Annotated in this window: 11 protein-coding genes and 1 riboswitch; of the genes, 1 reads left to right on the forward strand and 10 read right to left on the reverse strand. The window is 71.0% G+C overall.

Going from position 1 to position 12,952, the window contains the following annotated elements; genetic code table 11:
* Nucleotides 1-344: 344 nt before the first annotated feature.
* The 3 genes from ACVNF4_RS23640 to ACVNF4_RS23650 form a co-directional block, all read right to left on the reverse strand.
* Nucleotides 345-1,130, reverse strand: a complete 786-nt coding sequence (locus ACVNF4_RS23640; protein WP_461804890.1) for an SGNH/GDSL hydrolase family protein — start codon at nucleotides 1,128-1,130, stop codon at nucleotides 345-347.
* 176 nt (nucleotides 1,131-1,306) lie between these two features.
* Nucleotides 1,307-2,287: a M23 family metallopeptidase gene (locus tag ACVNF4_RS23645; protein WP_461804881.1), complete on the reverse strand. Its 981-nt coding sequence runs from the start codon at nucleotides 2,285-2,287 to the stop codon at nucleotides 1,307-1,309.
* A gap of 2 nt (nucleotides 2,288-2,289) precedes the next feature.
* A riboswitch (cyclic di-AMP (ydaO/yuaA leader) is annotated at nucleotides 2,290-2,453 on the reverse strand.
* A 302-nt stretch (nucleotides 2,454-2,755) separates the two neighbouring features.
* Nucleotides 2,756-4,828 carry an alpha-galactosidase gene (locus tag ACVNF4_RS23650; protein ID WP_461804882.1) on the reverse strand — a complete coding sequence of 691 codons (2,073 nt, stop codon included), beginning with the start codon at nucleotides 4,826-4,828 and terminating at the stop codon, nucleotides 2,756-2,758.
* A 202-nt stretch (nucleotides 4,829-5,030) separates the two neighbouring features.
* Here ACVNF4_RS23650 and ACVNF4_RS23655 point away from each other — a divergent pair, with 202 nt between their 5' ends.
* The gene (locus ACVNF4_RS23655; protein WP_461804883.1) at nucleotides 5,031-5,831 is read left to right on the forward strand and encodes a tyrosine-protein phosphatase; all 801 of its coding nucleotides are present in this window, start codon (nucleotides 5,031-5,033) and stop codon (nucleotides 5,829-5,831) included.
* Here ACVNF4_RS23655 and ACVNF4_RS23660 read toward each other — a convergent pair whose 3' ends face one another.
* From ACVNF4_RS23660 to ACVNF4_RS23690, 7 genes are all read right to left on the reverse strand, one after another.
* Entirely contained in the window at nucleotides 5,832-5,960 is a 129-nt protein-coding gene (locus tag ACVNF4_RS23660; protein ID WP_461804884.1) for a DUF6126 family protein, read from the reverse strand.
* Nucleotides 5,957-6,568, reverse strand: coding sequence for a helix-turn-helix domain-containing protein (locus ACVNF4_RS23665; RefSeq protein WP_461804885.1), 612 nt, complete (start codon nucleotides 6,566-6,568; stop codon nucleotides 5,957-5,959). The genes ACVNF4_RS23660 and ACVNF4_RS23665 overlap by 4 nt, the downstream gene beginning before the upstream one ends.
* An 85-nt stretch (nucleotides 6,569-6,653) precedes the next feature.
* Nucleotides 6,654-8,039, reverse strand: coding sequence for an aspartate aminotransferase family protein (locus ACVNF4_RS23670; protein ID WP_461804886.1), 1,386 nt, complete (start codon nucleotides 8,037-8,039; stop codon nucleotides 6,654-6,656).
* On the reverse strand, nucleotides 8,036-9,937 hold the full coding sequence (gene dxs, locus ACVNF4_RS23675) for a 1-deoxy-D-xylulose-5-phosphate synthase (RefSeq protein WP_461804887.1): 1,902 nt from the start codon (nucleotides 9,935-9,937) through the stop codon (nucleotides 8,036-8,038). The genes ACVNF4_RS23670 and dxs overlap by 4 nt, the downstream gene beginning before the upstream one ends.
* Nucleotides 9,938-9,964: 27 nt before the next feature.
* Nucleotides 9,965-11,122 (reverse strand): flavodoxin-dependent (E)-4-hydroxy-3-methylbut-2-enyl-diphosphate synthase, encoded by a 1,158-nt coding sequence (gene ispG / locus ACVNF4_RS23680; RefSeq protein ID WP_461804888.1) that lies wholly within the window; start codon nucleotides 11,120-11,122, stop codon nucleotides 9,965-9,967.
* A complete protein-coding gene (gene hpnH / locus ACVNF4_RS23685) occupies nucleotides 11,119-12,141 on the reverse strand; it encodes an adenosyl-hopene transferase HpnH (RefSeq protein WP_461804889.1) in 1,023 nt (340 codons plus the stop codon). The genes ispG and hpnH overlap by 4 nt, the downstream gene beginning before the upstream one ends.
* Nucleotides 12,142-12,146: 5 nt before the next feature.
* Complete coding sequence (locus ACVNF4_RS23690; protein WP_461804891.1) at nucleotides 12,147-12,788, reverse strand: phosphorylase family protein; 642 nt, start codon at nucleotides 12,786-12,788, stop codon at nucleotides 12,147-12,149.
* Nucleotides 12,789-12,952: the final 164 nt, after the last annotated feature.

Below are 12,952 nucleotides of genomic sequence, written 5' to 3' on the forward strand. Positions count from 1 at the left end.
GCGGCGCCGGGCGCGGCGAGCGCGGGCAGGCCGAGGGCGAGCAGGGTCACGGCGAGCGCGGAAGTGGCGCGGGAGGTGCGGGTGCGGGGCATGCGGGCCGGTCCTTAAACAGGTCGGGGACGGTAGGACGCCGACCCGGGAGACCCCCGATCGGCGTACGCCCATCCCAGCACCCACCCCGATCCCCCACCCGCACCACACGCGTACGATCACCTCACTGGCGGAGCACCCGTGACACGCACCGGAACGTTTCTCCGACACCCCCCGCGCGCGGGGAACGCCGGACGGCGGCGAGGGCCTCACCGTGCACAGGCACCCGGCCCGGCCGCCCCCCGGCAACTCCCTCAGGCCACCGCCGAGATCCGCATCTTGATGTCGTCCGGCGACAGCGCGCCCTTCGCGGTCACGTGGTCCCCGGAGGACTCCCCGCGCAGCCGGCGTCCGATCCACGGCACGAGGTACTCCCGGGCCCAGTGGACGTCGTCGCGGCGGTCTTCCAGGGTGCCGCGCGGCGGGAGGGCGGGCCAGGGCTGCTCGGGGTCGGCGGGGACGTCGAGGCCGAGAGTCTGGCCGGCGCGCAGGGCGACCCGGGTGTGCCCGTCGGCCGAGAGGTGGAGGCGGTCGTCGTCCCACGCCCTGCGGTCCTGGACGGAGCGCAGGGACCAGAGGTCGAGGACGGGACAGCCGTACCGGTCGGCGATGGCCCGGACATGCATGTTGTAGGTCGCGATCTTGCCGCGGAGGTGTTTGAGGACCGGCATCTGCCGGGTGTCGAAGCCGGTCGTCACCATCACGGTGCCCGCCGCCGAGGTCATCTGCGCGACGGCCGGCTCGAACCGCTCCGCGACCTCGTCGGGGTCGCTGCCGGGGCGCAGGATGTCGTTGCCGCCCGCGCACAGGGACACCAGGTCGGGGGCCATCGCGGCGGCCTGGGGAAGCTGGTCGGCCACGACCTGGTCGAGGAGCTTCCCGCGCACCGCCAGGTTGGCGTAGGTGAAGTCGCCCTCGGGTCTGAGGTCCGCGAGGAGCACCGCGAACCGGTCGGCCCAGCCCACGAACGCCCCGTCGGGGCCGGGATCGCCGACGCCTTCGGTGAAGCTGTCCCCCACCGCCACGTACGACCCGATCATCACTGTCTTGCTGTCACTGTTCGAATCGTCTGCCACGACAGACCATGATTCACCTTCGAATGTGACCTACGCGACCGTAATAAAGGGTTGACGGGCGGTGAGATAAGCCACCCTCAAAGACTTGCCCAATCCGGGAATAAAGGAGCGCCCCACCGGTGTCGGTGCTGGACGGACCGTCAGACGGAGACGCCGTGCGAGCGGAGGTAGGCCAGCGGGTCGATGTCCGAGCCGTAGTCCGGGGTGGTGCGCATCTCGAAGTGGAGGTGCGGCCCGGTCACGTTGCCCGTGGAGCCCGAGTAGCCGATCGTCTGCCCCTCGCCGACGCTCTGACCGGCCGAGACGGACAGGGACGACAGGTGCGCGTACTGCGCGTAGTAGCCGTCCGCGAGCCGGATGACGACCTGGTTGCCGTACGCCCCGCCCCAGCCCGCCGAGACGACGGTCCCGGAGCCGACGGCCCGCAGCGTGGTGCCCGACGGGACGACGAAGTCGACGCCCGTGTGGTAGCCGCTGGACCACATGCTGCCCGCGACGCGGTAGCCGGTGCCGATGACCGCGCCCTGCACCGGCAGGGTGAAGCCGGAGGAGGACGACACGCTCCCGCCGCCGCCCGCCTTCGAGGAGGAGCGGGTGGACGCCTGGCTGTCCTGGGAGCCCTGCGAGCTCCGCGACTCCTGAGCCTTCTGGGACGACCGCTGCGAGGAGCGGGAGGACTGCGACGACGGGGAGGAGCCCGTGGAACCGCCGCCCGCCGCCTTCGCGCCCAGCGTCAGCCGCAGCCCGGGGTGGATCAGGGACGGGTCGGAGCCGACGGCGTCCCGGTTGTCCCGGTAGATCCGCTGCCAGCCCCCGGCGACGTTCTGCTCCTCGGCGATCTTCGACAGGTAGTCGCCGGAGCGGACCGTGTAGACGGCCGCCGTCCTGCGGGTGGTGGGCGCCGAAACCGGGGTCACCGGGGCGGACTTGACGGTCTGTCCGGGGAGGGAGTCGACGGTGGCCGCGGCGGCGGAGGGGCCGGCCGCGGACGTCGTCTGGGCGTGTGCCCCGGTGGCCCCGATGAGCGGGAGCGCGATGGCCGCGCCACCCGTTCCGGCGACGGCGAGCGAACGCGAGAAGCGAGGCGGCTTCGGGCGGCGGTGCTTACCCCTGGCGGGCATGGAATTCCTCTCCTGCGCCTGCGAGGTGAGCTGTCGGGTGCGGGCAGGAGATGCCCGGCCGCACGGATGCGGCTTTACCCCTAGCCTCTTCCGGAAGACCGGAACAGGCGGTGATTCCTGTGGGTCCCCCGCTCCTGCCGTTTCGCGGTGTGGGTGGGTGCGGTTCCGGGCGGTGGCAGGATTCGGCGTCCGTCCGGATTGCTGGTGAACGTAGGCGACGCGGACTCACGATCACAAGCAGAAGTTGTGTGTGAATTCCCGGCCGTCGATTCGCCACGAGGTTCACGGGCCGTCCGCAGTGCGGACACAACCGGCCCGCATGCCCTATCTCCCTTGAAAACCGCACCGATCGCGTGAACATGACGCGTGACTCAGGGCCAGGAATATGACCCTGGTCACACGTCCGACGTAAGGCGTTTCTTACTCCAGAACGAGACGGATTTAAATCCGCCAATTCGGACAGAAACCTCAGATGCGGCGCAGCCGGAATACCGCCGCGTCCAGATCACCCGTCAATCCGGTCCGCAGCCCGTGATGCGCCAGTACCGCACCCCGGTGAATTTCGCCCGTTTCAAGGCATTCGTACGATGCCGTCGTGTCGATCCCCCGCAGCCGCACCGCGGGAACGGGCTCCCCGTAGTGCTGGGACTGGAGCCAGGCGAGGACGACCGTGTCGTCCCCGCGCACGTACTGCACGGCGCTGAGACCGCCCTCAGGGGCGCGCAGCCGGTGCAGGTCGCCGTGCTGGACCACGGGCCGGATCTTTTTGTAGAGCTCCACCCACTCCCGCGCCTCGGCCAGCTCCGCGTCGGTCCACTCGGAGAGGTCGCCGCCGACCCCGAGCACCCCGGCGAAGGAGCTGACGAACCGGAACTTCAGCGAGCTGACCCGGTGGTTGAGCTGGGTGTTGGGGCTGTCGGTGACCCAGGCGGCCATCACGCGCGCGGGGTGGACCTGGCTGAAGCCGTGCTGGATGGCGAGCCGGTCCAGCGGGTCGGTGTTGTCGGAGGTCCACACCTGGTCGGTACGGCTCAGGATGCCGAGGTCGATCCGCCCGCCGCCGCCCGAGCAGGACTCGAAGGCGACCCCGGGGTGCTTGGCGCGCAGCCGGTCCAGGAGCGCGTACAGCGCGCGCACGTGGTCGACCCACAGGCGCTGCGGGTAGGGGTCGCCAGGCCAGCCGGCGTCGGTGAAGCAGCGGTTGAAGTCCCACTTCACGTAGTCGATCGGGGCGCTGGACAGCAGCGTGTCGAGGCGCTCCCAGAGGTACTCCTGGACGTCCTCGCGCGCAAGGTTGAGCATCAGCTGGTTGCGGAACTCCGTGCGTGTGCGGCCCTCCTGGAACTGCACCCAGTCGGGGTGCGCGCGGTAGAGGTCGCTGTCCGGGTTGACCATCTCGGGCTCGACCCAGATGCCGAACTGCATGCCGAGGCCGTGCACCTGGTCGGCGAGCGGCTTGAGGCCCTGGGGGAAACGGTCGGGGTTGGGCGTCCAGTCGCCGAGGCCCGCGCGGTCGCTGGTGCGCGCCCCGAACCAGCCGTCGTCGACGACGAACAGTTCGACGCCGATGTCGGCCGCCCGGCGCGCGAGGACGAGCTGCTGCTCCTCGGAGATGTCGAAGGTGGTCGCCTCCCAGGAGTTGAACAGCACCGGGCGGTCCTGCGCGGCGTCCGGGATCACGTGCTCGCGCTGGTAGGCGTGCCAGGCGCGGCTGGCGCCGCCGAAGCCGCCGTCGCTCCACAGGGCGGCGAAGACGGGGGTGGTGAAGGAGTCGCCGTCGGCGAGGAGCAGGAGGCCCGACTCGTCGTGTCCGGCGCCGCCGGTGATCTGCACGCGCGCGTCGGGGAGCTGGGCGACGGCGATCCGCCAGGAGCCGGACCAGCCGAGGGCGGCGGTGTAGACCTCGCCGCGCTCCTCGGTGGCGTCGGTGTCGAGGGCGACCCAGGGCAGGTGCGGGTGGCCGGTGTGGCCCCGGCGGCTGCCGATGATCTTCTCGCCGTAGGTCAGGCGCGACCGCGTGAGGCGGGACTCGGCGGCCCAGCGGCCGTGCAGCTGGGACAGGCGCCAGTGCTCGCGGTGCGGCAGCGTCCAGGTCGCGGAGTCGGCGCGCAGCAGCTCCAGCGCCTCGTCCCCGTCGTTCCCGAGGACCGCCCAGCGCTCGACGACGTCCCCGCGCATCCGGTAGTGCAGGGTGACGGTCAGTCCGCCGTCGCGGAACGTGAGCCGGAGTTCGCCACCCTCCGCGTCGTACGCCTCGAAGGCCCACTCCGTGCCCCGGCGCGCGGGGGTGCGCACGGAGAGCGCCGGGCGCGTGAAGCGGGGGCCGCCCTCCACCGGGTACTCCTCGCGGCCGTCCAGCGCGGACTCGAAGGAGGAGCCGTGGGGCAGCGGGACGGCGGCCAGGGCCTCCGCGTCCGCGAGGGTGATCGCCGGTCCCCAGTGGAGGTGCAGCAGTTCGCCGCGCTCGGTGAGGTGGAGGGCGTAACTGCTCGTGGGGCCCGAAAGGACCCACGTACGCCCGTTCTCAGCGGTTTCCAGCATCAGACCCTCACACGATCGAAAATCGTATAGAACACATACGAACAGGTTTCACCAGACGGAAACATCATCGGGGGTCGCGGGGCCACCGGCAACGCCTGTGGACAACTCATGGCCCGTCACACCCATGTCGTATCGTCGACAGCGTGTCCCACCGGCCCTTTCGCAGCCGCGCCGGACCGGGACCGACTGGGAGGGAGACCCCGTGACGCAGCAGATCCCCTCGACCGAACCCGAGCTGGCAGGCGTCCGCAATTTCCGTGACGTGGGCGGCCTGCCGACGGCCGACGGGCGCCGGGTGCGCCACGGCGTGCTGTACCGCAGCGGCCATCTGGCGCACGCGACCGAGGAGGACACCGCGTTCCTGGCCTCCCTCGGACTGCACACGGTCTTCGACTTCCGCAACTCCGCGGACCAGAAGCTGGAGGGCCCGGACGTCGAGCTGCCGGGCACACGGAACGTGAACCTGCCGCTGTCGGACCCGGCGGACGGCGCGGAGTTCTGGAAGATGGTCCGCGACGGCGAGATCGAGCAGTTGCGCGAGATCCTCAGCGACGGCCGGGCCGCGGACCGCATGATCGCCTCCTACCGCGCGATCATCAGGACCCGCACCCCGGAGCACTCCCAGGTGCTGGCCGCCCTAGCCGAGGACAGCGCGCCCGCCCTCATGCACTGCGCGGCCGGCAAGGACCGCGCGGGCCTGTCCATAGCCGTGACGCTCCTCGCCCTCGGCGTGGAGCGTGAGGCGATCGTCGCGGACTACCTGGAGTCGAACGCGACGCACCGCCGCTACCGGCTGCGCCGCTCCGACGGCTCGGCCCCGCCCGCCCGCTCCCCCGAGGTCACCGAGCTGCTCAGCCCTCTGTTCGACGCCCGCGCGGAGTACCTCCAGGCGGCGTTCGACGCGATCGACGAGCACTGGGGCTCGGTGGAGGCGTATCTGGAGCAGGGTCTCGGGGTGACGCCGCAGATGCGCGCCCGCCTCAAGGGCCGCTTCCTGGATTGACTACTGCTGCCGCGCCCCCATCTCGAAGAGGAACCAGATGAACAGGGCGAGGACGTGCCCGCCGACGACGTAGACGAGCAGCCTGATCCACAGGGCGCGCGGGAAGCGTTCCTCACGGTTGTCGGTCATGGGGTCTCTCCAGGGGTGGGGCCCAGGCACAGGGCGGCCGTGGGGCTCTGCAACAGGGTGTGGACGAAGAGGAGGTCGACGCCGGGCGCGTCGCGCGCGGCGATGCGGTGCGGGGTCAGCGAGTCGAAGTGCGCGCTGTCCCCGGGGTCGAGGAGGTGCGTGGACTCGCCGAGGGTCAGCCGCAGCCGCCCCTTGAGGACGTACAGCCACTCCTCCCCGGGGTGCACGCGCACGACGTCGCCCTGGGCCCCGTGCGGGACCCGCACGCGCAGCGCCTGCATCCCGCGCCCGGCGGCCCCGGCCTGGACGTACGTCCAGCCGCCCGCCTCGGTGGGCTCCATGTCCCCGGCGCGCACGACCGCGTCCCGCAGAGCGGTGTTCTCACCGAGGAGTTCCGAAACCGTCGTACCGTAGACACGGGCGAGTGCGAGCAGCATCGGCAGCGAGGGCTGGCGCTGGCCCGTCTCCAGCCGGGAGAGGTAGGCGGGCGAGAGCCCGGCGGACCGGGCCGCGGCCTCCAGCGTGAGGGAGGCTCGGCGGCGCAGGGCCCGCAGGTGCGGGGCCATCGCCGGGAGGGCGGCGGTCGGCTCGGCGTCCGGAGTGCTCATGCCTCCATTCAGCCGCGATTTTGCCTCCGAGGCAACTTTCTTGCCCCAGAGGCAAAATTTCGGATCAGCGGCCCGCCGCGCCCCCCTACCGGTTCGCCACCGCCTGCTTGATCAGCGTCTTCCCGAAGTCCCACATGAGCCCGCCCCCGCTGTGGGCGTCGTCCATGACGTCGGTGAACGCCTCCACGAACCGGTCCACGTCCGCCTCGTCGACGACGAGCGGCGGGATCAGCTTGATGACCTCCAGATGGTCCCCGGAGACCTGCGTGAGGATGCGGTGGCGCTGGAGCAGCGGGACGACGACCATCTGGGCGAAGAGCCCCTTGCGGGCGGTCTGGAGCATCGCCCAGCGGCTGCGCAGCTTCAGCGAGGACGGCTTCCCGAACTCGATGCCGATCATCAGCCCCCGCCCGCGCACGTCGGCCAGCAGCTCGTACGTGCCGATGAGCGCGGCGAGCCGGGACTTGAGGAGGTCACCGACGCGGCGGACGTGGGCGACGGTCTGCTCGTTCTCCATGACGCTCAGCACGGCGAGTCCGACGGCCATCGCCTGCGCGTTGGACCCGAAGCTCGCGGAGTGCACGAGGACGCGGTCCATGGACGAGTAGACCTTCTTGAAGATCCAGTCCCTGCCGAGGGTCGCCCCGACGGGGACGTACCCGCCGGAGAGCGCCTTGGCGACGCACACCAGGTCGGGTTCGACGCCGTCCTCGTGCTGGTAGGCGTAGAAGTCGCCGGTCCGTCCGAGGCCCGTCTGCACCTCGTCGGCGATGAGCAACGCCTTGTGCTTACGCAGGAGTTCCTGCGCGGCCCGCAGATACCCGGGCGGCGCCTCGTGGACCCCCTTGCCCTGGACGGGCTCGACGATCAGCGCGGCGACGTCCCCCTTGCGCAGCTCCCGGGCCAGCGCGTCGAGATCGCCCAGCGGGATCGCCGTGTCCGGCAGCAGGGGTGCGAAGCCGTCCCGGAAGCCGTCCTCGCCGTTGACGGAGAGGGCGCCGGTGGTGAGGCCGTGGAAGGCGTGCTCGCAGTACAGGACGCGGGGCCTGCCGGTGGCGTACCGGGCGAACTTCAGGGCCGTCTCGACCGCTTCGGTGCCGCTGTTGCCGAAGAAGACGCGGTCCAGGTGCGGACTGTGCGCGAGGAGCCGCTCGGCGAGCAGACCGGGCAGGGGCTGGCAGTCGAAGCGGGTGAGGTCGGCGAGGTTCAGGTCGAGGACGTCGTGCAGCGTCCTGCGAATCACGGGGTGGTGGCGGCCGAGCGCCATCACCCCGAACCCGGCGAGCATGTCGAGGTGGTCGTTGCCGTCGGCGTCCCAGAAGTGGGCGCCCTCGGCCCGCTCGTACACCTTGTCGAAGCCGATCGTCCGCAGCATGCGCGGCAGTTGCGGGTTCAGGTACTTGTCGTGCAGCTCGTAGCGCTCGGCGCCACGCGCGGCGAGGAGGGCGCCGAGGTCGAACTCCGTGCTCATTCCGTCTCCTTGACTGCGACATCCGGGGCCTCGGCGTCCTTGACCGCCAGGCTCCCCCCGATCCGCCCCGCGATCTCCACCGGCGTCAGCCCGATGTCCGCGAGCACCTCCCCGCGCTTGGCGTGCGCGAGGAACTGCTCCGGGATCCCGAACCGCCGCACCGGCACGTCGACCTCGGCGTCCGAGAGCGCCAGCGCGACCGCCGAACCCACCCCGCCGGAGCGGGAGTTGTCCTCGACGACGGCGACGAGCCGGTGCCGGGCGGCGAGGCCGGGCAGCCCGGGGTCGACGGGCTTGACCCAACGCGGGTCGACGACCGTGCAGTCGACGCCTCGCGCCGCGAGCAGTTCGGCGGCTTGCAGACACACCGGCGCCATGACCCCGACGGCCACCAGCAGGACGTCCTCCCCCGCGCGCAACACGTCCATGCCGCCGACCCGTTCGACGGCCGGAATGTCGGGACCGACGGACTCCTTGGGGAACCGGATCAGCGTCGGCGCGTCGTCCACGGCGACCGACTCCCGCAACTGGACGCGCAGTTGCTCGGCGTCGCGCGGGGCGGCGATGCGCAGGCCGGGGACGACCTGGAGGATCGACAGGTCCCACATGCCGTTGTGGGAGGCGCCGTCGGGACCGGTGACACCGGCCCGGTCGAGGACGAAGGTGACACCGCAGCGGTGCAGGGCGACGTCCATGAGGAGCTGGTCGAAGGCCCGGTTGAGGAAGGTCGCGTAGACGGCGACGACGGGGTGCAGGCCGCCGGTCGCGAGGCCGGCCGCGCTGACCGCCGCGTGCTGCTCGGCGATCCCGACGTCCCAGACCCGGCCCGGGAAGCGGGCCGCGAACGGGCCGAGGCCAACAGGGTGCAGCATCGCGGCGGTGATCGCGACGACGTCGTCCCGCTCCTCGCCGATGCGGAGCATCTCCTCGCCGAACACCGACGTCCAGGAAGGCCCGCCCGAGGGAGCCAGCGGCTCGCAGGTCGCCGGGTCCATCGCGCCGACGGCGTGGAAGTGGTCCTCCTCGTGCGCGAGGGCGGGTTCGTAGCCACGGCCCTTCTCGGTGAGGCAGTGCACGAGGACCGGGCCGTGGAAGCGTTTCGCGCGGCGCAGCGCGGACTCCACGGCCTTGATGTCGTGGCCGTCGATGGGCCCGACGTACTTCAGGCCGAGGTCCTCGAAGAGGCCCTGCGGCGCGAACGCGTCCTTGAACCCCTTCTTCGCCCCGTGCAGCGCCTCGTACACCGTGCGGCCCACGACGGGCGTGCGCTGGAGGACGTCCTTCCCCCAGGCGAGGACCCGCTCGTAGGAGTCGGTGGTGCGCAGGGTCGCGAGGTGGTTGGCGAGGCCGCCGATGGTGGGCGCGTAGGAGCGCTCGTTGTCGTTGACGACGATGATCAGCGGCCGGTTCTTCGCGGCGGCGATGTTGTTGAGCGCCTCCCAGGCCATGCCGCCGGTCAGCGCGCCGTCCCCGGTCACGGCGACGACGTGGCCCTTCTCGCCCTGCACGTCCCGCGCCTTGGCCAGGCCGTCGGCCCAGCCGAGGACGGTGGAGGCGTGGCTGTTCTCGATGACGTCGTGCTCGGACTCCTCACGGGAGGGGTAGCCGGACAGGCCCCCCTTGCCGCGCAGCTTCGAGAAGTCCTGACGGCCCGTCAGAAGCTTGTGGACGTAGGACTGGTGGCCGGTGTCCCACAGGATGCGGTCCACCGGCGACTCGAAGACGCGGTGCAGGGCGATCGTCAGCTCCACCACGCCCAGGTTGGGTCCGAGGTGGCCGCCGGTCCTGGCGACCGCGTGCACCAGGAACTCCCTGATCTCGTCGGACAGCCGGCGAAGTTGCGGCTCGCTCAGTGCCCGCAGGTCGCGTGGCTGCCGGATGCTCTCCAGAATGGTCACGCCAAGTCCCCCTTCGGTCCCGGCTGTTCAGCTCACGGTGACGGCCGGCTCCCCCGCCCCGACGCCGTCCTTCTCCATCTGCGCGGCGATCTTCATCGCCTCCTCGATCAGGGTCTCGACGATCTTCGACTCGGGGACGGTCTTGACGACCTCGCCCTTCACGAAGATCTGTCCCTTGCCGTTGCCGGAGGCGACCCCGAGATCCGCCTCGCGCGCCTCGCCGGGCCCGTTCACGACGCAGCCCATGACGGCGACCCGCAGCGGCACCTCCATCCCGTCGAGCCCGGCGGTGACCTCGTCGGCGAGCTTGTAGACGTCGACCTGGGCCCGACCGCAGGAGGGACAGGACACGATCTCCAGCCGCCGCTGCCGCAGGTTCAGGGACTCCAGGATCTGGATGCCGACCTTGACCTCCTCGACCGGCGGCGCGGACAGCGAGACACGGATGGTGTCGCCGATGCCCTGCGCGAGCAGCGCCCCGAACGCGACAGCCGACTTGATGGTCCCCTGGAACGCCGGGCCCGCCTCCGTCACCCCCAGATGCAGCGGGTACTCGCAGCTCTCGGCGAGCTGCCGGTACGCCTCCACCATGACGACGGGGTCGTTGTGCTTCACGGAGATCTTGATGTCCCGGAAGTCGTGCTCCTCGAACAGCGACGCCTCCCACAACGCCGACTCGACCAGCGCCTCGGGCGTGGCCTTCCCGTGCTTCTGGAGCAGCCGACGGTCCAGGGACCCGGCGTTGACGCCGATCCGGATCGGCGTGCCGTGGTCCCTGGCCGCCTGCGCGATGTCCCGGACCTTGTCGTCGAACTGCTTGATGTTCCCCGGGTTGACGCGGACGGCCGCGCACCCGGCCTCGATCGCGGCGAACACGTACTTCGGCTGGAAGTGGATGTCCGCGATCACCGGGATCTGCGACTTGCGGGCGATGGTCGCGAGCGCGTCCGCGTCGTCCTGCGTGGGACAGGCGACCCGCACGATCTGGCAGCCGGACGCGGTGAGTTCGGCGATCTGCTGGAGCGTCGCGCCGATGTCGGACGTCCGTGTCGTCGTCATCGACTGCACCGAGACGGGGGCCCCGCCCCCGACCGGTACCGGCCCGACGTGGATCAGCCGCGACAGGCGCCGCGCGGCGATCGGACGGGCCGGTACCTCGGGGACGCCCAGCGGGACGGTGGTCATTCGCGGTTCCCGGCGACGGTCTCGCGCATGGCCCGCAGCGACTCCTTGAGCGAGCCCATGGTGGCGAGGACGGCGGTGGGTTCGTAGCCGCAGTGCGCCATGCAGTTGTCGCAGCGGGGGTCCTTGCCCCGGCCGTACTTGTCCCAGTCGGTCTTCTCGATCAGCTCCCGGTAGGTCGGGACGTAGCCGTCGGCCATCAGGTAGCAGGGGCGCTGCCAGCCGAACAGGGAGTAGTTGGGGATCGCCCACGCCGTGCACGGGAAGTCGATCTTGCCCTCCAGGAAGTCCAGGAAGAGCGGGGAGTGGTTGAGCCGCCAGCGGCGCCGGCTGCCGCCCGCGAACGCCTTGCGGAACAGCTCGTGGGTCTGCTCGACGCCGAGGAAGTGCTCCTGGTCGGGGGCCTTCTCGTAGGCGTAGGCGGGGGAGATCATCATCTCGTCGACCTTGAGGTCGTCGTTGAGGTAGTTGAGGACCTCGATGATGGTCTGCGGGGTGTCGGTGTTGAAGAACGTCGAGTTGGTGGTGACGCGGAAGCCGCGCCGCTTGGCCTCCTTGATCGCCTCGACGGCCTCGTCGAAGACGCCCTCCTTCGCCACCGACTCGTCGTGCCGTTCGCGCAGGCCGTCGATGTGGACGGTGAACGCGAAGTAGGGGGACGGCTTGAACTTGTCGATCTTCTTGCGGAGCAGGAGGGCGTTGGTGCACAGGAAGACGTACTTCCTGCGGGCCACCAACTGGCGGACGATCTCGTCGATGTGAGGGTGCATCAGGGGCTCCCCGCCCGCGATGGACACCATCGGGGCGCCGGACTCCAGGACCGCGCCGACCGCCTGGGCGACGGGCATGCGCTGTTTGAGGACGCCGGCCGGATGCTGGATCTTTCCGCAGCCCTCGCACTTCAGGTTGCAGGCGAACAGCGGTTCCAGCTCCACGATCAGCGGGAACTTGTCCCGCTTACGGAGCTTCTGTTCGGCCAGGTATGTGGCGACTTTGATGGACTGACGCAGCGGCATGGCCATCTGGCTCACCTCCGAGGGAGCAGCACATTACGGTGCCATTCGAAGAAAGAAGGCAGGACGGAACGAAGGACGCGGAAAGCCGATATTCCACCGCGCAGCGTGCCGATCCGGACGAGTTCATGTTCTGGAGCGTCCACGACCACCCGGACGGCCGCAACGGGGCGCGTGCCCGCGCGCACGGCGCTCAGGAGCGTCGCGGCCGACTCCATGTCGACGGCGATCGCGCCGGTGGCCCTGAGCGCGGCACGCTCGGGGCCCCGGACGACATGGTCGGACCCCACGAGGGGCCCGGTGTGGACGGTGCACCCGGGAAGGGTGCGGGCGAGTTCCTTGACGATCAGCTCGGTGTCCACACACGGCACGCTCCCGCGCGGATCCCGCGTCTCCTCGGCGACCACCAGGTCCCCGGGATGCATGCCCGGAGCGAGCCCCGCACAGAACCCGGTGGCGAGCACGGCGGCCCCTTGGAGCACCGGGTCCCCCAGCACCCGCGCCACCGCCCGCTCCGCCGCCCTCGGCCCCATCCCGGTCCGCAACACGGTGACCGGCCCGGCGGCCCCACTCCGGTCCCCGAGCCTCAGCGCCGCGTGCTCGATCCCCAGCGCGCAGGCGACCAGCAGCGGAGCCGGGGCGAGGGGGGCCCTCATCATCCGGCCTTGGCTTGACGGGAGGGCGCCGGAGAGGTGCCGGAAACGGGCTGCGCCGCGGTCTCCCGCGCGGGACGACCACCCCGCGCACCCTCGCCACCAGCGGACCCACCGTCCTGAGACCCACCCCTCGCGTCCCCTCCCCCGCCGGCGGGCTCGGCGGG

Source organism: Streptomyces sp. S6, from assembly GCF_054880855.1.